This window comes from Janthinobacterium foliorum (assembly GCF_978021625.1).
In genome coordinates this window covers 174,270-196,305 of sequence record NZ_CDXDQE010000001.1, presented here as the reverse complement: position 1 = coordinate 196,305, position 22,036 = coordinate 174,270, and the positions used below count along the sequence as shown (strand labels likewise).

Here is a 22,036-nt window from a genome sequence, read left to right as displayed (position 1 = left end):
AGTCATTTCAAAGCAAAATTTTTGATATGAACGGCCATGATGTTTCATTATCCAGATGGCCATGGCGGGCGGATAATTTTATGGCTGATGCGCCGCCAGCCCTTTGCATGACTGGCCGGCGCGCACCAGCACCGACAATCATCTGGAGGCGGCAGGGCATGAATACGCAGCACACGACACAAGCACGAATGCAGGCTATGCAGTCGCAGCAAGCACCGAAGATCACCCTGGACACGCGGCTGACGCGCGAAGCGGCCGAATTGCTGGCCAAGGCCGATATCCACCTGAATGGCCGCGCCGCCTGGGACATGCAGCTGCGCAAGCCGGGCGTGCCCGAGCGGGCCTTCGCCAGCGGCAACCTGGGCCTGGGCGAGGCCTACATGGACGGCGACTGGGACGCAAATCAGCTCGACGAATTCTTTTGCCACCTGCTGCGCGCCAGGGTGGCCGACGACGTGCGCCCCATGCGCCTGGCCTTCCACGCGCTATATGCGCGCCTGTTCAACCTGCAGACGGAGCGCCGCGCCTGGGTGGTGGGCAAGGAACACTACGACCTGGGCAACACTTTTTATGCGGCCATGCTCGATCCGCGCATGACCTATACCTGCGGCTACTGGAAAGACGCCAGCACCCTGGCCGAGGCGCAGGAGGCCAAGCTGGACCTGGTGTGCCGCAAGCTGGGCCTGGAGCCGGGCATGCGCGTGCTTGACATCGGCTGCGGCTGGGGCAGCTTCATGCGCTATGCGGCGGAAAAGTACCAGGTGCAGTGCGTCGGCGTGACCATCTCGAAAGAGCAGGCCGCCTATGCGCGCGCCATGCCGGGCGGCGAGCGCCTGGACTTCCGCCTGCAGGATTACCGCGAGACGGATGAAAAATTCGACCGCATCGTCAGCATCGGCATGTTCGAGCACGTAGGCCACAAGAACCACCGCACCTTCATGGAAGTGGCGCACCGCTGCCTGGAAGACGATGGCCTGTTCCTGCTGCACACGATAGGCAAGAACAAGCGCCACTCCACGTGCGACCCGTGGATCGACAAATACATCTTCCCGAACGGCGACCTGCCGTCGATCGGCCAGATCGGCGACGCCATGGACGATCTGTTCGTGGCCGAGGATCTGCACAATTTCGGCGCCGACTACGACAAGACCCTGATGGCCTGGCATGCCAACTTCGAGCGCGCGTGGCCGCAGTTTTCCGCCCAGCTGGGCGAGCGTTTCCACCGCATGTGGTCGTATTACCTGCTGTCCTGCGCCGGCGCCTTCCGCGCGCGCGACTTGCAGCTGTGGCAGTGGGTGCTGTCGAAGCAGGGCGTGCTGGGCGGCTATGCGCGCATGAGTTGAGATGTGTGGCAACTGATATCATGGCCTGATGGATATCAATCAAGCGCGGACCTTTCTCGAAGTGGCGTCCAGCGGCAGTTTCATCATGGCGGCCGAGCGCATGCACGTGACGCAGACGGCCGTCAGTGCCCGCATCCGCACCCTCGAGCAGCAGCTGGGGCGCCAGCTCTTCGTGCGCAACAAGGCGGGCGCGCGCCTGACCCCGGCCGGCGAGCGCTTCATGCGCCACGCGGCCACCATGGTGCAGGTATGGGAGCGGGCGCGCCACCAGGTGGCCCTGCCGCCGGGGCGCGACGACGCCATCAGCATCGGCTGCGAACTGAGCTTGTGGCAGCCGCTGCTGGGCGACTGGCTGATCCGCATGAGCCGGGACTGCCCCGAGATCGCCCTGCGCGCGGAAGTCGACAGCCCCGCGCGCCTGCTCGACGCCGTGCACGACGGCTCGCTGGACCTGGCCGTGCTGTACAACCCGCCGCAGCGCCCGGGCCTCGTCAGCGAGTTGCTGGCCGAGGAAAAGCTGGTGATGGTGACCACGCGCGCCGACGGCCAGATGCATGCCGATGCGTATGTGTACGTGGACTGGGGGCCGGCGTTTGCGGCGAACCACCAGGCCGCGTATCCGGAGCTGAGCAGCCCGCCCGTTTCCATTTCGCTGGGACCGCTGGCCCTCGTCTACCTACTGGACGTGGGCGGCGCCAGCTACTTCCGCATCGGCAGTGCCCAGCCCTATCTGGACGCGGGCCTGCTGTATCGCGTGCGCGACGCCCCCGAATTCTCGCATTCCGCCTACGCCGTGTATGCGGCCCAGCGCGACAACCCCACCCTGGACCGCGCCCGCGGCTGCCTGCTGGACGTTGCCGAGAAGGCCAGATAGATTCGCCAGACGTAAAAAAGCCGACCCGAGGGTCGGCTTTTATTTTCGGGCGTCAGCGCCAAAGCGCAGCGCATAAAACGTTCAGGGCAAGGCACTGTAACCCCGCCCTGGGCGTTTTTGCGTCAGCGCTTAGTCGCGGCTGCCGCCGGCGAAGCCCAGGAGCGACAGCAGGCTGGTGAAGATGTTGTACACGTCCAGGTAGATGCGCAGGGTGGCCGAGATGTAGTTGGTCTCTCCGCCGTTGATGATTTGCTGCACGTCATACAGGATGTAGGCCGAGAAGATGGCGATGGCGACCATGGAGATCACGATCGACAGTGCCGACAGGCCCAGGAAAATATTCGCCACCGATGCCAGGATCAGTACGATCACGCCGGCGAACAGCCATTTGCCCATGGCGGAAAAATCGCGCTTCGACACCGTGGCGATGGTCGCCATGACTGCCAGGATGGTGGCCGTGCCGCCGAACGCCGTCATGATCAGCATGCCGCCGTTCGAATAGCCGAGCGTGCGCGTCAGGATAGGCGTGAGCATCAGGCCCATGAAGAAGGTAAAGCCCAGCAGGACGGCGACGCCCAGGCCCGAGTTCTTGGTTTTCTCGATCGCGTACATGAAGCCGAACGCGACGGCCATGAAGATGATGAAGCCCATGCCGCCGGTCAGCATCGGCAAATGCATTTGCACGCCGATGAAGGCGCCCAGCACGGTCGGTATCATGGACAGTGCCAGCAGCCAGTAAGTGTTGCGCAAGACCTGGTGGCGGACTTGCTGCATGCCCCCCGACAGGTCAAAGGTGCGTTGCATGTTCTGATTCATAGTGCCTCCGTGTTGTCAATTCAAATTACTACTTTGCCCAAGGATAGCATGGACCCCGGTTTTTACAAAAAAACCAGCTTAAGATTTAATTAAACACAGGCATCAAGGAAGGGTGTCCCCTGCCTGTCTGGGTGATATGGGGTGGAGTATGGTAAAATCAAAGGTTGATTGAGTTATCAATTTACCGTTTTAAACCTTTCTTTTTATTGGAGTTTTCACACATGGCAATCGAACGCACCCTGTCGATCATCAAACCAGACGCAGTTGCAAAAAACGTAATCGGTCAAATCTACACCCGTTTTGAAAACGCTGGCTTGAAAATCATCGCTGCGCGCATGACCCAACTGACCCGCGAACAAGCCGAAGGCTTCTACGCAGCGCACAAAGAGCGCGGCTTCTTCAAGGATCTGGTTGACTTCATGGTTTCCGGTCCAGTCATGATCCAAGCCCTGGAAGGCGAAAACGCCGTTCTGGCCCATCGTGACCTGATGGGCGCGACCGATCCGAAGAAAGCAGAAAAAGGCACGATCCGCGCCGATTTCGCCGATTCGATCGACGCTAACGCCGTACACGGCTCCGACGCCGTCGAAGCTGCTAAAGTGGAAATCGCTTACTTCTTCCCAGAACTGAAGGCTTAATTGCCTTAGATAACGTTATTTCCTGGCGTTATCTGTGAAATAACTTATCACCCCCTGTTCCCGCTGCGCTGTGGAGTTTTCGCTCCGGATGCGCGCGGGGACGGATTTTTAGAATAGACATGATCATGAATACGACGACCCTCACCAACTTGCTGGACCTCGATCCCGCGCAACTCATCGCCTACTGCGCCGAGTTGGGAGAGAAACCGTTTCGTGCGAAACAATTGCAACGTTGGATACACCAGTTCGGCGCTTCCGATTTCGACGCCATGACGGACCTGGCCAAGTCGCTGCGCGACAAGCTGGCCACGCGCGCCGAAGTGCGCGCCCCGGCCATCATCAGCGACCACACGTCGACGGATGGCACGCGCAAATGGCTCGTCGACGTGGGCAATGGCAATGCCGTGGAAACCGTGTTCATTCCGGAAGACAACCGCGGCACCCTGTGCATCTCGACCCAGGCCGGCTGCGCCGTGAATTGCCGTTTCTGCTCGACGGGCAAGCAAGGCTTCAACCGCAACCTGTCCGTGGGCGAAATCATCGGCCAGCTGTGGATGGCGGAATTCGAATTGCGCCGCACCAAGGGCATCGAGCCGGGCCCGAAAGGCGAGCGCCAGATCACCAATGTGGTGATGATGGGCATGGGCGAACCGCTGCTGAACTTTGAGCCAACCGTCACCGCCCTGAAATTGATGCTCGACGACAACGCCTACGGCCTGTCGCGCCGCCGCGTGACCCTGTCCACCTCGGGCGTGGTGCCGATGATGGACAAGCTGTCGCAGGAAGTGCCGGTGGCCCTGGCCGTCTCGCTGCACGCCTCGAACGACACCTTGCGCGACGGCTTGATTCCACTGAACAAGAAATACCCGCTGAAGGAATTGATGGCGGCCTGCAAGCGCTACCTGGAATTCGCCCCCCGCGATTTCATCACCTTCGAGTACTGCATGCTGGACGGCGTCAACGACAGCGACGAGCACGCGCGCGAACTGCTGGCGCTGGTGCAGGACCGCGAGTTCGGCGTGAACTGCAAGTTCAACCTGATCCCGTTCAACCCGTTTCCCGAGTCGGGCCTGTTCCGCTCGAAAAACCCGCGCATCAAGGCCTTTGCCCAGGTGCTGATGGATGGCGGCATCATTACCACCGTGCGCAAGACGCGCGGCGACGATATCGATGCGGCCTGCGGCCAGCTGGCCGGCGAAGTCAAGGACCGCACGCGGGTGCAGGAGCGCATGGAAAAAATGACGGAATACCAGCAAAAGTTTGGCGCCAATTTCGGCAAGATCGTGGAGATCCGCTCCTGATGGGGGAAGGCATGGCTTACCATCGCTCACTCGCTGTGGCCGCTGTTAGCCTGGCTGTGCTGCTGGTCGGCTGTGCTTCCTCTGTGCCGCAGGCGGGCGCCGCAGCCGGGCGCCAGGACGGACTGGCGAGCGCCGGGGAGCGCGCCGCGCTGCGCCTGCAGCTGGCCAGCGCGTATTATGCGCAAGGCCAGCTGGACGTGGCCCTGGCGGAAGCGGCGCAAGCCGTGCAGCTGGCGCCCGGCGATGCGCAGGCGTATGGCATGCGCGCCTTGATCCTCGCCGCCCAGCGGCAAACTTTGCCCGCTGAGAAAGATTTCCTTTACGCTTTGCGCCTGGCGCCCCACAATCCTGAGTTGAGCAATAATTACGGCCTGTTTTTGTGCCAGACGGGACGCGCCGCGCAAGCGCTGGCGTATTTCGATGCGGCGCTGGCCGACGCGGCGTATGTGTCGCCGGAAAAAGCGCTCGGCAACGGGGGCGCCTGCAGCCTGGCCCTGAACGATTACCCGCGTGCCGGCGCATATTTATTGCGCGCGGTACGCATCGCACCGGACGTGGCAGTGACCAACGCCGGCCTGGTGCGCGTGTATTACCAACAGCAAGACTACCGGCAAGCGGCTTATTATCTTGAGCGGCTCGGTAAAATAGCGACAATGGAGAGCCAGACGGCCGATGTGCTGTGGCTCGGGATCAAGGTGCAGCATAAGCTCGGGGATGCGGGTGCGGAAGCTGGCCTGGGGGCGCATTTGCGCAACCACCATTCCGGCTCGTCCGAATATGCTGCTTATCAAAGTGGGGCGTTTGATGAGTGAGACAGGGATACCAATGAATTCAGAGTGGGCAGAAACGCCTCAGCAGCAGCCCCAGGGCAATCTGGCGTCGGCAGGCGCGCAGTTGAAGGCGCAGCGCGAAGCGCTGGGCTGGCCGGTGGAACAGGTGGCGGACCAGCTCAAGCTGGCGCCGCGCCAGGTGATCGCGCTGGAAGAGGGCGACATGGCGGCCTTGCCGAACCTGGCCGTGGTGCGCGGTTTCGTGCGCGCCTACGCCAAGGTGGTGCGTCTCGACGCGGCGCCGCTGGTGGCCATGATCGAAGTCCATCCGGCGCCGGCGCAAGACCCGGCCGCGCCCGTGCGGCGTGAAATTTCCGCCACGTTTTCCGAATCGCGCTTCCCGTCGATGACGCAGCGTTCGTCGAACCAGGCGCCCCTCTGGATCGCCGGCGCCGTGGCCGTTGTCGTGGCGGCCGCCTTTGGCGCGTATAAACTCGGCTATGTGCCGGCCAGCCTGCTGTCCGCGCACGCCGAGAAGGAAGCGCCGCATGCCGACGTGGGTCCCGTGGAAACGACCCTGATCAAGCCGGGCCAGGATCTGACGCCCGTGCAGACGCCGTCCGTGCCGCTCATTTCCGTGCCGCCGCCACCGGGTAACGACACGCAGACGGGCGCGCCAGCCGCGTCCGCCATCGCCCCGGCGTCCGCCGCAGTGCCGCCGGCCGGCGCACCGGCCGCGGCGGCCACGCCGGCCGCCGTCACGCCGCCTGCCGCCGCTGCGGCCGTTGGCGCGAATGCGCTGGTGCTGAAGGTGGAGCAGGATTCGTGGGTCGAGATCCGCCGTCCTGGCGCCACGCCGCTGATTTCGCGCATGGTCAAGGCGGGCAGCACGGAAACATTCGATATCACGGGGCCGGCCACGTTGGTGGTAGGCAAGCCGGGTGTCGTGCAGGCAACCTTGCGCGGTACCAAGCTGGACTTGCCGACCGTCGCGGGCGGCACGATCTCGCGCGTGAGCATCAAGTAATTTTAGTTTAGCAACCAGTTCAAGCAAACTCAGAAGATAATATTATGGCTACCTCGAAAACAGCGATCGGCTCCGGTCCATCCGACCGGCGCGACAGCCGCAAGGTGCTGATTGCGCACGGCCAGCGCCAGATCTGGGTGGGCGGCGACGCCCCCGTGGTGGTACAGTCGATGACGAACACGGATACGGCCGACGCCATCGGCACGGCGATCCAGATCAAGGAACTGGCGCGTGCCGGTTCGGAACTGGTGCGCCTGACGGTGGACCGTCCGGAAGCGGCTGCGGCCGTGCCGTACATCCGCGAGCAGCTCGACAAGATGGACATCGACGTGCCGCTGGTGGGCGATTTCCACTACAACGGCCATACCCTGCTCAACGATTATCCCGATTGCGCGCGCGCGCTGTCGAAGTACCGCATCAATCCAGGCAACGTGGGCAAGGGCGCCAAGCGCGACACGCAGTTTGCGCAAATGATCGAAGCGGCCTGCAGGTACGACAAGCCGGTGCGCATCGGCGTGAACTGGGGCAGCCTGGACCAGGCCTTGCTGGCGCGTATCATGGACGAGAATGCGGGCCGCGCGGAACCGTGGCCGGCGCAAGCCGTCATGTACGAGGCGCTGGTGACGTCGGCCATTGAAAACGCCGTGCGCGCCGAAGAACTGGGGCTGGGCCGCGACAAGATCATCCTGTCCTGCAAGGTCTCGGGCGTGCAGGACCTGATCGCCGTGTACCGCGAACTGGCGCAGCGCTGCGACTATCCGCTGCACCTGGGACTGACGGAAGCGGGCATGGGCAGCAAGGGCATCGTCGCGTCCACGGCGGCCCTGGCCGTATTGCTGCAAGAGGGCATCGGCGACACCATCCGCATTTCGCTCACCCCGGAACCGGGCGGCGACCGCACGCGCGAAGTCATCGTCGGCCAGGAAATTTTGCAGACCATGGGCTTGCGCAAGTTCGCGCCGATGGTCATTGCCTGCCCTGGCTGCGGGCGCACGACGTCGACCACGTTCCAGGAACTGGCCGACAACATCCAGACGTATCTGCGCGAGCAGATGCCGGAATGGAAAAAATCGTATCCGGGCGTGGAAGCGATGAACGTGGCCGTCATGGGCTGCATCGTCAACGGTCCCGGCGAATCGAAGCATGCGAACATCGGCATCAGCCTGCCCGGCACGGGCGAATCGCCGGCCGCGCCCGTGTTCGTGGACGGCGAAAAAGTCGTCACCCTGCGCGGCGAACGCATCGTCGAGGAATTCCAGGACATCGTCCTGAATTATGTTAAAAGCCATTATGGCAAAGCCGCACCGGTTGCCGCGTAACCGGTCGGGTAGGTCGGATTAGCGGGGCCGCCGAGGCGCTACGCGCGTCATCCGACAATCAAGTTAAAGCAAAGAAGAACACTATGTCCGAAAATAAAAAATTCGATAAAATTACCGCGGTGAAAGGCATGAATGACGTGCTGCCCGCCGATGCCCCGCTGTGGGAATTGTTTGAAAACACGGCGCAGTCCGTGCTGCAAAGCTATGGCTTCCAGCAGATCCGCACGCCGATCGTGGAAGAGACGAAATTGTTCGCGCGCGCCATCGGCGCCGTGACCGATATCGTGGAAAAGGAAATGTATTCGTTCACCGATTCGATGAACGGCGACAACCTGACCCTGCGCCCGGAAGGCACGGCGGGCGTGGTGCGCGCCGTGGTCGAGCACAACCTCGTCTACGAAGGTCCGAAACGCCTGTGGTACAAGGGCCAGATGTTCCGCCACGAGCGCCCGCAAAAGGGCCGCTACCGCCAGTTCCACCAGTTCGGCGTGGAAGCCATCGGCTTCACGGGCCCGGATATCGACGCCGAGATCATCATGCTGTCGCGCCGCCTGTGGGATGACCTGGGCCTCGAAGGCATCCGCCTGGAACTCAATTCGATCGGCGACGCGCAAGAGCGCCTGCGCCACCGCGCCGACCTGATCGCCTACCTGGAAGGCCACAGCGAGTTGCTCGACGAAGAAACCAAGCGCCGCCTGCACAGCAATCCGCTGCGCATCCTCGACACCAAGAATCCTGCCATGCAGGACCTGGTCAACGGCGCGCCGAAGCTGCTGGACTACCTGGGCGAGGAATCGCTGGCGCATTTCCACGGCGTGCAGAAGATCTTGAATCACAACAATATTCCATTCACCATCAATCCACGCCTGGTGCGCGGCCTGGATTACTACAACCGCACCGTGTTCGAGTGGGTCAGCGACAAGCTGGGCGCACAGGGCACGGTCTGCGCCGGTGGCCGCTATGACGGCATGGTGGAAATGTTTGGCGGCAAGCCGACGCCCGCCGTCGGTTTCGGCATGGGCGTCGAACGCCTGGTACTGCTGATGAAGGACGCGGCCGAACCAGAGCAGCCGGCGCAGTGCGACGTCTACCTGGTGCACCAGGGCGAGCAGGCAGGCTTGCAAGCCTTCGTGCTGGCCGAGCGCATTCGCGATGCGGGTCTGGACGTTGTGCTACATTGCGCAGCGAGCAACGGCGGCGGCAGCTTCAAGACGCAAATGAAGAAGGCCGACGCCAGCGGCGCGGCGTTTGCCGTGATCATGGGCGACGATGAAATCGCCAATAACGTCGCCACGGTGAAAGCCATGCGCGAGGCCGATGCGGGCGCGCAGCAAAACACGGTGCCGTTCGACGATGTCGTCGACTACGTGGTGGACCAGATCATCGGCGACCACGACTGCGGCCATGACCATGGTCCTGGCGGCCACGTGCATCACCACCACTGATTTGAAGCAATACAGTTCTACCCTCGATCAACTACTCATTAAAACTGACGACCATGGCATACGATCACGAAGAACAAGAACAACTGGCAACCCTCAAGGCCTGGTGGCAGCGCAATGGCAATCTGACCTCCTGGGTCCTGATCGTGGCGCTGGCAGGTTATAGCGGCTGGGCCGGCTGGCAGTACTACCAGCGCACCCAGGCGGCGCAAGCGGGCCAGTTGTACGACGAGCTGCAAAACGCCATCGCCGCCAAGGATACGGCCAAGGTCATGCGCGCCGCCGGCGACATGCAGTCGCGCTTCAGCGGCACGGCCTACGCGCAGATGAGCGCCCTGGCCGCGGCCAAGGTGGCGTTCGATGCGAACGACCTGAAAACGGCGAAGGCCCAGCTGCAATGGGTAGCCGAGCATGGCACGGACGAATACAAGGCCATCGCCAAGCTGCGCCTGGCCGGCGTCCTGCTGGATGAAAAAGCCTACGATGAAGCGCTGAAAGTGCTGGCGACGGCTACCGTGCCGCAATTTGCCGGCGCCGTGGCCGACCGCAAGGGCGACATCCTGGTGGCGCAAAACAAGCTGTCCGATGCCCGCACCGCCTATCTGGCCGCGATAGCAGCGACGGACAAGAACAATCCAGGCCGTCAACTGATCCAGGTCAAACTGGAAGCGATCGGCGGTACGGTACCGGAAGACAAGGCCAAGGCTGACAAGGCCGCCGCCTGACAGGAACACTGATGGTGCGGCCGTGCGGCGTTCTTCGCCGCCCGCCTTGCCCTTACAAGTACAAGAAAAAGGTTGGATAACACTTATGCGTGTCACTGAAAAGCTGGTAGCTGCAAGCCTGTTGGCCCTGATGGCCGGTTGCTCGTCCTGGAACCCGTTCGCCTCGAAAGATCCGAAAACCGAACCGGCCAAGCTGGTCGAGTTAAAATCGAGCATCGCCGTGCGCGACGCCTGGAAATATTCGATCGGCAAGGCGGGCGTGTATGCGTTCACGCCGGCACTGGCCGGCAGCAGCCTGTACGTGGTCAACGCCGACGGCGCGCTGGCGCGCCTCGATGCGGCCAGCGGCCGCGAAACCTGGCGCATCAAGGCGGGCAGCGATATCACCTCGAGCGCCGGCAGCGATGGCAGCGTGGTGGCCGTGGGCGCCGCCAAGGGCGCCGTGCTGGCATTTGACGCGGACGGCAAGCAGCTGTGGAAGGCGCAGGCGTCCAGCGAAGTGCTGACGCCGCCAGTCGTCGGCCAGGGCGTGGTGGTGGTGCGCAGCGTGGATAACCGCATCGTCGGCTTCGATGCCAAGACGGGCGAGCGCAAATGGACCGTGCAGCGCGCCACGCCGGCGCTGACCCTGCGCAATGCCCCGGGCATGGTGCTGGGCGGCGCGAACGTGTATGTGGCCCAGCCGGGCGGCAAGCTGCTGGCCCTGACGGCGGCGACCGGTGTGGTACGCTGGGAAATCGTCGTCAGCGAACCGCGCGGCGCAACCGAACTGGAGCGTGTCTCCGACATCGCCGGCACGCCGGTGGTGTTCGAGGGCGAAGTGTGCGCCGTCACGTACCAGGGCAAGGTCGGCTGTTTCGACGCCGCCACGGGCGTGCCGCGCTGGACCAAGCCGATCTCGTCCGATGTGGGCGTGGCCGTCGACCAGCGTTTCGTGTTCACCGCCGACGACCAGGGCGCCGTGGTGGCGTTCAGCCGCGACGGCGGCCAGAGCGCGTGGAAGAATGATGCGCTGGCGCGCCGCCGCCTGTCGACGCCGGCCTCGTTTGGCCGCAGCGTCGCCGTCGGCGACTATCAAGGTTATATCCACTTCCTGTCACGGGAAGATGGCGCATTAATAGGTCGGGTCAGCACCGACGGCAGCCCGATTGTTTCGGCTCCCGTTGTTGCCGGTTCGAATTTGATTTTTCAAACCCAATCAGGGACAGTGACCGCTCTCGCGGTCGAGTAATACAAATGAAGCCGGTAATTGCACTAGTAGGTCGACCCAATGTTGGGAAATCGACTTTATTCAATCGTCTGACCCGCTCGCGCGATGCGCTGGTGGCGGATTTGCCTGGGTTGACGCGCGATCGTCACTATGGCGAAGGCCGTGTCGGCGAACGTCCCTTCCTGGTCATCGATACGGGTGGTTTCGAACCCGTCGCCAAGGAAGGCATCATGCACCAGATGGCACTGCAGACCAAGCAGGCCGTGGCCGAGGCCGATGTGGTGGTCTTCATCGTGGACGGCCGTCAAGGCCTGACTCCGCATGACAAGACCATCGTCGACTTCCTGCGCAAGAGCGGTCGTCCGGTCTTGTTGGTGGTCAACAAAAGCGAAGGCATGCGCTACACGGCCGTCGTGTCCGAATTCTATGAATTGGGCATGGGCGATCCGTACGCGATCTCGTCGGCGCACGGCGACGGCGTCAACGACCTCGTCGAAGTGATGCTGGACCTGGCGTTCGCGCAGCGTCCGGATGAGCCTGAAGAGCTGGAAAAGACCGACCGCGGCATCAAGATCGCCCTCGTCGGCCGTCCGAATGTGGGCAAGTCGACCTTGATCAACACCCTGCTGGGCGAAGAGCGCGTGATCGCCTTCGACATGCCGGGCACGACGCGCGACTCGATCGAGATTCCGTTCGAGCGCGATGGCCAGCAATACACGCTGATCGACACGGCCGGTATCCGCCGCCGCGGCAAGGTATTCGAAGCGATCGAGAAATTCTCGGTGGTGAAAACCCTGCAGTCGATTTCCGAGGCCAACGTGGTGGTGCTGATGCTCGACGCGCAGCAGGATATTTCCGAGCAGGATGCGCATATCGCCGGCTTCATCCTGGAATCGGGCCGCGCGCTGGTGGTGGCCGTGAACAAATGGGATGGCCTGCAATCGCACCAGCGCGACGAGATCAAGATCGATATCGACCGCAAGCTCGATTTCCTGTCGTTCGCGCAGATGCATTTCATTTCCGCGCTGAAGGGCACCAACATCGGTCCACTGATGAAGTCGCTCAATGCCGCGTATGCGGCCGCCATGTGCGACCTGTCGACGCCGAAGCTGACGCGCGCCCTGATCGAGGCCGTGGAGAAGCAGGAGCCGCGCCGCAAGGGTTCGATTCGTCCGAAGCTGCGCTATGCCCACCAGGGCGGCATGAACCCGCCTGTGATCGTTATTCACGGCAATGCACTGGATGCCGTTGGCGATCCGTACAAGCGCTATCTGGAAAAACATTTCCGCGATACCTTTGCGCTCGTCGGCACGCCATTGCGCATCGAGCTGCGCACGGGTAAAAATCCGTTTGCACGCACGCCCAGCAAGTAAAAACTGCGGACTCAAGCGTTAAGTTAAGCGTTAATTAAGGCGCCGCGGCAATAATGCGGCGCCGACAGCAAATAAATATGGCCATTTGCACGGAAATAATAAAGTGTTAATGCGCCATGCGCGACAGCGATCGCGAAAACAGGTTACAGTAGCTGTGACGCATCTTTCTCTCTTTGAAAGGTGTGAGAGCACTTGAAATCAAGCGAGTCGCCTCCAATTCTTACACAACAACATAAACAACGGAGCTGTTATGAGCAACAAAGGGCAACTGTTACAAGACCCATTCCTCAATGCATTACGCAAAGAGCATGTTCCTGTCTCGATCTATCTGGTCAATGGCATTAAATTGCAGGGCCATATCGAATCGTTCGATCAATATGTCGTATTGCTGCGCAATACGGTCACGCAGATGGTGTACAAGCACGCCATCTCGACAGTGGTGCCGGCCCGTGCCGTCAATCTCAATATTGAATCCGAAGCGGAGTAAAGCGTTGAGCTTGACGGCCCAGCGCCTTTCACCCTTCATCGCCCCCGTCCGCGCCAGCGGCGCTGATGCGTTTGCATCGGCGTCGGCGTCCGTTTCAACGACACAGTTGCCATCATGCGCGCGGCACTAGTCGGGGTTGACTTCGGTCACAGCGACTTCGCCGCCAGCATGGAGGAACTCATGCTGTTGTCGCGTTCGGCTGGCGCGGAACCGATTTCCACCATCACGGCCAAGCGTTCCAGTCCGGATTCCGCGTATTTCGTCGGCAGCGGCAAGGCCGATGAAATTGGCGACGCCGTCGTCAACGATGGCCTGGAAATCGTCATCTTCAATCACGCCCTGTCACCTGCCCAGCAGCGCAATCTGGAAAAGCGCCTGAATGTGCGGGTGCTCGACCGTACCAGCCTGATCCTCGACATCTTCGCGCAGCGCGCCAAGAGCCACGAGGGCAAGCTGCAAGTCGAGCTGGCCCAGCTGCAGCATCTGGCCACGCGCCTGATCCGCGGCTGGACCCATCTGGAACGGCAGAAGGGCGGTATCGGCTTGCGCGGTCCCGGCGAGACGCAGCTCGAGACCGACCGCCGGCTGATCGGCGACCGCGTCAAGGCCTTGCGCGCGCGCCTGGAAAAACTGCACAAGCAACGCGAAACGCAGCGCCGCGCGCGCGGCCGCAATCACACATTCTCGGTGTCCCTGGTCGGCTATACCAACGCCGGCAAGTCGACCCTGTTCAATGCCGTGACCAAGGCCGGCGTGTATGTCGCCGACCAGTTGTTCGCCACCCTGGACACGACCTCGCGCCGGGTGTACCTGGGCCAGGAAGTGGGCAATGTGGTGATCTCCGACACGGTCGGCTTCGTGCGCGAATTGCCGCACCAATTGGTGGCCGCTTTCCGCGCCACGCTCGAAGAAACCATCCATGCCGATTTGCTGCTGCACGTCGTCGACGCCGCGTCGCCGGTGCGCATGGAGCAGATCGAACAGGTCAACCTGGTCTTGAAAGAGATCGGCGCCGATCATATTCCGCAAATTCTCGTGTGGAACAAGATCGATGCGGCCGGCCTGGAGCCTTCGGTCGAGCGCGACGAATATGCTACGATCAGTCGCGTGTTCGTCAGCGCGCAGAAGGGCAGCGGCCTCGATCTGCTGCGCGATGCCATTGTCGAGATGGCCAGGAAGGCGCCGGGTTCGGCCCACCTCTATCAGAACGATGGGAGCGGCGAAGCCCAGCTGCAGGAAGATCAGTTTGACGGTCAGTACGACCAGCAGGACCAGCACGATGGCGCCGCCCCGGACCAGGCCGAAGAGCCTGGCGAGGACGATAGGTTTTCCACCCACTCCAAAGTCGGAACACGATAGTTATGCTTGTCTCCCTACTCAAAAAAACAGGCTTGAAGTTGTCCCTGAACGATCCCCGCTGGGGCAATCGCAAGGACGACGGCAAGAAAGCCCAAGAAGGCAAAAAGCCCGGTGAAGGTCCGCCGGACCTCGACCAGTTATGGCGCGATTTCAATCAGCGCCTGAATGCCTTTTTCGGACAGAAGAACCGTCCCGACAATGGCGGCAATAACAATGGCGGCGGCAACGGCCCGCGTCCCGACATGAAGGGCGCCGGCATCACCGCCGGCGTCGTCGGCGTGATCGCGGTGCTGATCTGGCTCGCCAGCGGCGCCTTCATCGTGCAAGAGGGCCAGAGCGGCGTCGTGCTGACCTTCGGCAAATACACGCGCACCACGCCGGCCGGTTTCAACTGGCGCTGGCCGTATCCGTTCCAGACCGACGAAACCGTCAACGTGTCGCAAGTGCGCACGGTGGAAGTGGGCTATCGCCAGTCGCTGCGCAACAAGCAGGCCAGCGAGTCGCTGATGCTGACGGACGATGAAAACATCATCGACATCCAGTTTGCGGTGCAGTACACGCTGAAAGATCCCGTTGAATGGCTGTTCAGCGTGCGCGACCAGGAAGACACCTTGCGCCAGGTCGCCGAAACGGCGATCCGCGAAGTGGTCGGCCGCAGCAAGATGGACTTCGTGCTGTATGAAGGACGCGAGAAGGTCGCGTACGAAACGCAGCAGCTGATGCAGCAGATCCTCGACCGCTACAAGGTCGGTGTCTTCATCAACAACGTGACGATGCAGGCCGTGCAGCCGCCGGAGCAGGTGCAAGCCGCCTTCGACGACGCCGTCAAGGCAGGCCAGGACCGCGAACGCCAGAAGAATGAAGGCCAGGCTTACGCCAACGACGTCATTCCGAAAGCGCGCGGCGCGGCATTCCGCCTGATGCAGGAAGCCGAAGCGTACCGCGCGATGGTGACCGAGAACGCCGAAGGCAATGCCTCGCGCTTCAAGCAGGTGCTGGTCGAGTACCAGAAGGCGCCGGCCGTGACGCGCGACCGCATGTACCTGGAAACCATGCAGCAGGTGTTCAGCAGTGCCAGCAAGGTCATGGTCGACGCCAAGACGGGCAGCAATCTGCTGTACCTGCCGCTCGACAAATTGATCGCCCAGACGGCGGCATCGGACGCCTCGGCCGCGGCAGCGCGCGCCGCAGCGGCCGCACCCGCAGCCAACACCGTAATGCCACAGGAAGCCATGCAGACAGTAGAAGTCAATTCGCGTCGCGACAGCCGCTCTTCGCGTGAACGGGAGAGCCGCTAATGAACCGTATCGTTGCCGCCCTGATCGCGGGCTTTATCGCGATCATGCTGTTGTCCTCGACCGTGTTCGTCGTCGACCAGCGTAAATACGCCATCGTCTTCGCCCTCGGCGAAGTCAAGGAAGTGATCAGCGAACCTGGCTTGTACTTCAAGCTGCCGCCGCCATTCCAGAACGTCATGTACCTGGACAAGCGCGTGCTGACCATCGATACGCCGGAACCCGAGCGCTTCATCACGGCCGAGAAGAAAAACATCCTCGTCGACGCCTTCGTCAAATGGCGCATCGCCGATCCGAAGCTGTATTTCCGCAGCTTTGGCGGCGATGAGAGCCGCGCCCGCAACCGCATGTCGCAAATCGTCAAGGCTGCGCTGAACGATGAAATCACCAAGCGCACCGTGCGCGAAGTGATCTCGGGCCAGCGCGGCAAGGTGATGGAAGCCATCCTGGCGAAGGTCGCGGCCGAAGCCAAGTCCATCGGCGTGGGCATCGTCGATGTGCGTCTGAAGCGCGTCGACTACGTCGAGCAGATCAACAACTCGGTGTACGACCGCATGAAGTCCGAGCGCGTGCGCGTGGCGAATGAACTGCGTTCGACCGGTTCGGCCGACTCCGAGAAAATCCGGGCGGACGCCGACAAGCAGCGCACGGTGATCCTGGCCGAAGCCTACCGCGAAGCCGAGAAGATCCGCGGCGAAGGCGATGCCAAGGCGTCGCAAGTGTACGCGGAAGCGTTTGGCAAGAATCCGGAGTTCTACAAGTTCTACCGCAGCCTGGAAGCTTACCGCGCCACCTTCAAGGACAAGGGCGACGTGATGGTCATCGATCCAAGCTCGGAATTCTTCAAGTACTTCAAGGGCAACGGCAGCGCCGCGCCATCCAAGAAGTAAGGCAGCATCCAGACCGTCCCGGCCCGCGAGGGCAGGGGCGGCACCAGCGGGGCCGGCATTGACGCCGGCCCCGTTTTTTTGTGCCCGCCACGTTGTTGCGGGAAGGCGTAAAATCAGGGGTTTTTAAGGCTGCGCGGCAGCAAATCGGAGAACTTATCCCTAAAGGGCGGGGTTTTCGCGTAAAATATCAGGTTCGGCCTCTTGCCTGGCGCGCCCGCCGCTGCCTCGCATGATGCATTTTTCAACTTTCTTCCGTATCTCGCTCCCTCATGCCGAATTGGCTTTTGCCCGAAAATATTGCCGATGTTCTGCCGTCGGAAGCGCGCAAGATCGAAGAGCTGCGCCGCCTCATGCTGGACAATTTCCGTCTCTACGGATATGAACTGGTGATGCCGCCGCTGCTCGAGTATCTGGAATCGCTGATGACCGGCGCTGGCAAGGATACCGACCTGCGCACGTTCAAGCTGGTCGACCAGCTGTCCGGCCGCATGCTTGGCCTGCGCGCCGACATGACCACGCAAGTGGCGCGCATCGACGCCCATTTGCTCAACCGTGCCACCGTGACGCGCCTGTGCTACGCCGGCAGCGTGCTGCATACCCGTCCATCGGGCTTGCACGCCACGCGCGAGCCGCTGCAGATCGGCGCCGAAATCTATGGCCACGCCGGCCTGGAAGCGGACGCCGAGATCCAGGAGCTGGCGCTCGCCTCGCTGGCACTGGCCGGTTTTGATTCCGTGCGGCTGGATTTGTCGCACGTCGGCCTGTTGCGCGCTATCATTGCGCAAGACGCCGCCGCCATGCGCGACGAGGCTGCGCTGTACACTTTGCTGCGCGCGAAAGATGCGCCGGGCTTGCGCGCGCTGACCGCCGGCTACGACGCCGTGACGCGCGATGCGCTGCTGGCCTTGCCGAACCTGTATGGCGACATCGACGTGCTGGCGCGTGCGCGCGAAGTGCTGCCGCCGCTGCCCGGCGTGCTCAAGGCGCTGGCCGAACTGGCGGCGCTGGCAGGATCCGCTTTGGGGCGCGCCGAAGTGGCGATCGACCTGGCCGACCTGCGCGGCTACCAATATGAAAGTGGCGCGATGTTTGCGCTGTATGTACCTGGCTTGCCGAACGCGGTTGCGCGCGGCGGCCGTTATGACCACGTCGGCGAAGCGTTCGGCCGGGCACGTCCCGCGACCGGCTTCTCGCTCGATTTGCGCGAACTGGCGCGCCTGCTCCCCACGGCGGAACGGAAGCATTCGATCCGCGCCCCATGGGGCAGCGCGCCAGAATTGAAGGAAAAAATCGCCGAGTTGCGCAAGGCGGGCGAGGTCGTGATCCAGAGTATGCCGGGTCACAGTAATGAACAAGACGAGTTCGAGTGCGATCGCGTGCTGGTACTTGCCGATAATGGTAGTAGCTGGATTCTTAAAAACTTAGGTTGAGTGATGTCAAAGAAAATTATGGCAAAGAACGTTGTTGTCATCGGCACCCAATGGGGCGATGAAGGTAAAGGCAAGATCGTCGATTGGTTGACCGATCACGCCCAAGGCGTGGTGCGCTTCCAGGGCGGCCACAATGCAGGCCATACGCTGGTCATCGGCGGCGTGAAAACCGCGCTGCAGCTGATCCCGTCGGGCATCATGCGTCCGGGCGTCGCCTGCTACATCGGTAACGGCGTGGTCGTTTCCGTGCCGGACGTGCTGCGCGAAATCGACAAGCTCGAAGCCGTCGGCGTCGAAGTCGCCTCGCGCCTGAAAGTGTCGGACGCCGCACCGGTGATCCTGCCTTACCACTCGGCACTCGACCTGGCCCGCGAAGCGGCGCGCGGCGCGGCCAAGATCGGCACTACGGGCAAGGGCATCGGCCCGGCCTACGAAGACAAGGTGGCGCGCCGCGCCATCCGCGTCGCCGACCTGCTGAACGAAACCCGCTTCGCCGAAAAACTGGCGGAAAACCTCGATTACCACAACTTCGTGCTGGAGCACTACCTGAAGGCGCCGCGCATCGATTACCAGAAGACCCTCGACGACGCGCTGGCCTATGTGCCGCGTCTGCGTCCGATGGTCACCGACGTGTCGAGCGCGCTGTACAAGGCGCACAAGGCCGGCGCCAACCTGCTGTTCGAAGGCGCGCAGGGTTCGCTGCTGGACGTCGACCACGGCACCTATCCGTTCGTCACCTCGTCGAACTGCGTGGCCGGCAATGCCGCCGCCGGTTCGGGCGTCGGTCCTGGCATGCTGCACTACATCATGGGCATCACCAAGGCCTACACGACGCGCGTCGGCTCCGGTCCGTTCCCGTCGGAACTGCCAACGGATGCCGGCGTAGGCCACCATCTGGCGCAAGTGGGCCATGAATTCGGCACCGTGACGGGCCGTGCCCGCCGCTGCGGCTGGTTCGATGCTGCCCTGCTGCGCCGCTCCGTGCAGATCAACGGCGTGACGGGCATGTGCCTGACCAAGCTCGACGTGCTGGATGGTATCGAGACCCTGAAGCTGTGCACCGGCTACACCATCGACGGCGTGGCCACGGACATCTTCCCGTCGGGCGCCGAAGAAGCGGCCCGCTGCGTGCCGGTGTACGAGGAAATGCCAGGCTGGACGGAAAGCACCGTCGGCGCGAAATCGCTGGCGGCCCTGCCGGCGACGGCGCGCGCCTACATCAAGCGCATCGAAGAACTGGTCGGCGTGCCGGTGGACATGGTGTCTACCGGTCCGGATCGTGAAGAAACGATCGTGCTGCGCCACCCATTCGAGTAAGCTGCTGGACACAATCCGCCGCAAGGCGGATTTTTTTAATCAAGCCAAGAATAAGATTCCACTATCATGACTACCCCACAATCGAACGATCAACATCTCTGGGTCAACTGGGAAGAGTACCACCGCCTGATCGAGCGCCTCGCGCTCAAGGTCTACGAATCGGGCTGGAAATTCGACCAGGTATTGTGCCTGGCGCGCGGCGGCGTGCGTCCTGGCGACGTGTTCTCGCGCATCTTTGATTTGCCACTGGCCATCCTGTCGACCAGCTCCTACCGCGAAGACGCTGGCACGGTGCGCGGCGACCTCGATATCGCCAAGTACATGACCATGACCAAGGGCCCGCTGGCCGGCCGCATCCTGCTGGTCGACGACCTGGCCGATTCCGGCGTCACCCTGGATAAAGTCACGCGCCACCTGAAGGAAAACTTCCCGGACGTGACCGAAGTCAAATCGGCAGTGATCTGGCTGAAGGGCTGCTCCGTCGTGCGTCCTGACTACTTCCTCGACGAACTGCCGCACAATCCATGGATCCACCAGCCATTCGAAGACTACGATGGCCTGCGTCCGCACCAGCTGGCGGCGTGGATCAAGAAGGGCGAAGCAGGCAAGTAATTTTGCGTGCGCTCTTGCTAAAAAAAGACGATCGTGTATCGTCTTTTTTTTCGTCCAAGGAAATGCGATGACCATCCTGCACACGGCGCGCCTGCGCCTCGAACCCGTCACCGACCAGCATTACGACGCCATGCACGCCATGAACTCGGATCCCGAAGTGATGACCTACCTCAATGCTGGCCAGCCGGAGACGGAAGAGCACACGCGCGCCGCCGTTGCGCGCATCATGGGGCGCTGGGCCGAGTGGGGCTATTCCTGGTGGGCCCTGATGCGTGCCGAAGACGAGGTGCTGGTGGGGCTGGCCTGCCTGCAGCATATCGGCGGCGACAAGGCCAAGCCGCATGAAATCGGCTGGCGCCTGGCGCGGGCCGGCTGGGGGCGGGGCTATGCCAGCGAGGCGGCCAATGCCATCGTCGCGCATGCCTTCGACGTCGTCGGCGCGCCCGAAGTGGTGGCCGTGGCGCATCCCGACAATGCCGCCTCGATCAAGGTCATGACGCGCCTGGGCATGCAGTACGTGGGCATGGAGCGCCATTACGACATCGACAGCGTCGTGTACCGGCTGGCGCGCCCATGACGGCAGCGGCCAAGCCCTTGAAGCTGGGCTGCAGCTACGGCGTGCAGTTTTCGCCGGACGGCACGCGCCTGGCCGTGCTGGGGCGCGACCTCGTCGTGTGGGACGTGGCTACGCGCCAGAAGGCATGGCGCGGCAAATTCATCGCGCACTGTTCCAGCATGGCGTTCTCGCCCGATGGCAGCCGCATCGCCGTCAAGAGCACGACGGGCCAGATGGCCGTGGTCGATGCCCTGTCGGGACAACTGCTGTTCAACTTCCAGAACAAGAAGGATGGCGAAGGCTGCGGCCCCGCATGGTCGCCCTGCGGCCGCTATCTTGCCGATGGCGGCTGGGATGGTTGCCTGCGGGTGCGCGACGCGCAAACGGGCCACGTCCTGTTCATGCAGCAGCACGCGGGCGAGATGCTGCGCGGCGCCAGCGCCATCGACGGCGGACGGCGGCTGCTAATCCTGCATGGCGTGAAATCGGTGGACGAAGGGCAGGTGCAGCCGCCCGACTATTGCAGCGTGTGGGAATGGCCGTTGCAGGCCGGTGCCGGCCGCGTGCTGCTGTCGCTGCCAGGCATCAGGTCATGTTCGCCATCGCCCGACGGCGGGCGCCTGGCCGTGCTGCACCACGCTGGCGGCGAAGAGTACCTGTCCGTGCATGCGCTGGACGATGGGCGCCGCCTGGCCACGGCGCCGGTGGAGGCGGGCGGCGGCACGGGCGACGCCTTGCGCTGGCTGCCCGACGGCAGCGCGCTGGGACGCATCGGCAAGGGCAAGCTGCTTTTTTATGGCTGGCCTGGCCTGGGCGTGCTCGCCGAACACGCCTTTACCTATCCGTGCGCGCTGGCCTTCTTGCCTGGCTCGCCGCTGGCCGCCATCGGTTCCTGGGAAGCGGGCCTGCTGAAGGAACTCCATTTACACAAGGAAGATGCATGATCACCTGTTACCTGCGCTACATTATCGACCCCTATAAACTGAAGGAATTCGAAGCCTACGGCAAGCTGTGGATACCGCTGGTGGAACGCTTCGGCGGCCAGCACCATGGCTACTTCCTGCCGTCGGAAGGTGCCAGCAACGTGGCGCTGGCCATGTTTTCGTTTCCCAGCCTGGCGCTGTATGAACAGTACCGCAGCGACTCGATGCAGGACGCCGAGTGCCAGGCCGCTTTCCGCTACGCCGAGGAGACGCGCTGCATCGTCAGTTACGAGCGCAGTTTCTTCCGCCCCGTGTTCGGCTGAAGGGCG

At 62.6% G+C, this 22,036-nt stretch carries 22 protein-coding genes; 21 read left to right on the top strand and 1 reads right to left on the bottom strand.

Translation table 11 applies throughout. The features are described 5' to 3' along the window. Positions 1-197 precede the first annotated feature (197 nt). Positions 198-1,343 carry a cyclopropane fatty acyl phospholipid synthase gene (gene cfa / locus ACZ92H_RS00945; RefSeq protein WP_465048321.1) on the top strand — a complete coding sequence of 382 codons (1,146 nt, stop codon included), beginning with the start codon at positions 198-200 and terminating at the stop codon, positions 1,341-1,343. 28 nt (positions 1,344-1,371) lie between these two features. Beyond that, complete coding sequence (locus ACZ92H_RS00940) at positions 1,372-2,217, top strand: LysR family transcriptional regulator (RefSeq protein ID WP_465048322.1); 846 nt, start codon at positions 1,372-1,374, stop codon at positions 2,215-2,217. Between the two features lie 129 nt (positions 2,218-2,346). Here ACZ92H_RS00940 and ACZ92H_RS00935 read toward each other — a convergent pair whose 3' ends face one another. Then, positions 2,347-3,033, bottom strand: coding sequence for a Bax inhibitor-1/YccA family protein (locus ACZ92H_RS00935; RefSeq protein WP_034752039.1), 687 nt, complete (start codon positions 3,031-3,033; stop codon positions 2,347-2,349). Between the two features lie 221 nt (positions 3,034-3,254). Between ACZ92H_RS00935 and ndk the strand changes: the two genes are divergently transcribed. The 19 genes from ndk to ACZ92H_RS00840 all read left to right on the top strand — a co-directional run bounded on the left by ndk (position 3,255) and on the right by ACZ92H_RS00840 (position 22,030). Next, positions 3,255-3,671: a nucleoside-diphosphate kinase gene (gene ndk, locus ACZ92H_RS00930; protein ID WP_092795197.1), complete on the top strand. Its 417-nt coding sequence runs from the start codon at positions 3,255-3,257 to the stop codon at positions 3,669-3,671. Positions 3,672-3,796: 125 nt separating this feature from the next. Beyond that, positions 3,797-4,972: a dual-specificity RNA methyltransferase RlmN gene (gene rlmN, locus ACZ92H_RS00925; RefSeq protein WP_071326298.1), complete on the top strand. Its 1,176-nt coding sequence runs from the start codon at positions 3,797-3,799 to the stop codon at positions 4,970-4,972. A gap of 11 nt (positions 4,973-4,983) precedes the next feature. Then, positions 4,984-5,784, top strand: a complete 801-nt coding sequence (pilW, locus tag ACZ92H_RS00920) for a type IV pilus biogenesis/stability protein PilW (protein ID WP_465048323.1) — start codon at positions 4,984-4,986, stop codon at positions 5,782-5,784. 13 nt (positions 5,785-5,797) lie between these two features. Further along, on the top strand, positions 5,798-6,769 hold the full coding sequence (locus ACZ92H_RS00915; RefSeq protein ID WP_465048324.1) for a helix-turn-helix domain-containing protein: 972 nt from the start codon (positions 5,798-5,800) through the stop codon (positions 6,767-6,769). Positions 6,770-6,813: 44 nt separating this feature from the next. After that, the gene (gene ispG / locus ACZ92H_RS00910) at positions 6,814-8,088 is read left to right on the top strand and encodes a flavodoxin-dependent (E)-4-hydroxy-3-methylbut-2-enyl-diphosphate synthase (protein WP_131372558.1); all 1,275 of its coding nucleotides are present in this window, start codon (positions 6,814-6,816) and stop codon (positions 8,086-8,088) included. Between the two features lie 83 nt (positions 8,089-8,171). Further along, positions 8,172-9,533 carry a histidine--tRNA ligase gene (gene hisS / locus ACZ92H_RS00905; RefSeq protein ID WP_465048325.1) on the top strand — a complete coding sequence of 454 codons (1,362 nt, stop codon included), beginning with the start codon at positions 8,172-8,174 and terminating at the stop codon, positions 9,531-9,533. A 53-nt stretch (positions 9,534-9,586) separates the two neighbouring features. Then, entirely contained in the window at positions 9,587-10,255 is a 669-nt protein-coding gene (locus tag ACZ92H_RS00900) for a YfgM family protein (protein ID WP_131372562.1), read from the top strand. A gap of 85 nt (positions 10,256-10,340) precedes the next feature. After that, complete coding sequence (bamB, locus tag ACZ92H_RS00895) at positions 10,341-11,486, top strand: outer membrane protein assembly factor BamB (protein WP_465048326.1); 1,146 nt, start codon at positions 10,341-10,343, stop codon at positions 11,484-11,486. Between the two features lie 5 nt (positions 11,487-11,491). Beyond that, positions 11,492-12,838, top strand: a complete 1,347-nt coding sequence (der, locus tag ACZ92H_RS00890) for a ribosome biogenesis GTPase Der (protein WP_070221915.1) — start codon at positions 11,492-11,494, stop codon at positions 12,836-12,838. A 250-nt stretch (positions 12,839-13,088) separates the two neighbouring features. Next, positions 13,089-13,325: an RNA chaperone Hfq gene (gene hfq, locus ACZ92H_RS00885; RefSeq protein ID WP_008450615.1), complete on the top strand. Its 237-nt coding sequence runs from the start codon at positions 13,089-13,091 to the stop codon at positions 13,323-13,325. A 114-nt stretch (positions 13,326-13,439) separates the two neighbouring features. Continuing rightward, positions 13,440-14,684 carry a GTPase HflX gene (gene hflX / locus ACZ92H_RS00880; RefSeq protein ID WP_465048327.1) on the top strand — a complete coding sequence of 415 codons (1,245 nt, stop codon included), beginning with the start codon at positions 13,440-13,442 and terminating at the stop codon, positions 14,682-14,684. A gap of 2 nt (positions 14,685-14,686) precedes the next feature. Next, positions 14,687-15,982: an FtsH protease activity modulator HflK gene (gene hflK, locus ACZ92H_RS00875; protein ID WP_465048328.1), complete on the top strand. Its 1,296-nt coding sequence runs from the start codon at positions 14,687-14,689 to the stop codon at positions 15,980-15,982. Beyond that, positions 15,982-16,869 (top strand): protease modulator HflC, encoded by an 888-nt coding sequence (gene hflC, locus ACZ92H_RS00870; RefSeq protein ID WP_131372570.1) that lies wholly within the window; start codon positions 15,982-15,984, stop codon positions 16,867-16,869. Before hflK ends, hflC begins: the two co-directional genes overlap by 1 nt. 269 nt (positions 16,870-17,138) lie before the next feature. Next, on the top strand, positions 17,139-18,299 hold the full coding sequence (locus ACZ92H_RS00865; RefSeq protein WP_131372571.1) for an ATP phosphoribosyltransferase regulatory subunit: 1,161 nt from the start codon (positions 17,139-17,141) through the stop codon (positions 18,297-18,299). A 3-nt stretch (positions 18,300-18,302) separates the two neighbouring features. After that, the gene (locus ACZ92H_RS00860; protein WP_099667093.1) at positions 18,303-19,616 is read left to right on the top strand and encodes an adenylosuccinate synthase; all 1,314 of its coding nucleotides are present in this window, start codon (positions 18,303-18,305) and stop codon (positions 19,614-19,616) included. Positions 19,617-19,682: 66 nt separating this feature from the next. Beyond that, entirely contained in the window at positions 19,683-20,228 is a 546-nt protein-coding gene (locus tag ACZ92H_RS00855) for a phosphoribosyltransferase (protein ID WP_034752020.1), read from the top strand. 67 nt (positions 20,229-20,295) lie between these two features. Continuing rightward, positions 20,296-20,805: a GNAT family N-acetyltransferase gene (locus ACZ92H_RS00850; RefSeq protein WP_465048329.1), complete on the top strand. Its 510-nt coding sequence runs from the start codon at positions 20,296-20,298 to the stop codon at positions 20,803-20,805. Continuing rightward, entirely contained in the window at positions 20,802-21,728 is a 927-nt protein-coding gene (locus ACZ92H_RS00845) for a WD40 repeat domain-containing protein (protein WP_131372577.1), read from the top strand. Before ACZ92H_RS00850 ends, ACZ92H_RS00845 begins: the two co-directional genes overlap by 4 nt. Beyond that, positions 21,725-22,030, top strand: a complete 306-nt coding sequence (locus ACZ92H_RS00840) for an NIPSNAP family protein (RefSeq protein ID WP_131372579.1) — start codon at positions 21,725-21,727, stop codon at positions 22,028-22,030. Before ACZ92H_RS00845 ends, ACZ92H_RS00840 begins: the two co-directional genes overlap by 4 nt. Positions 22,031-22,036 lie beyond the last annotated feature (6 nt).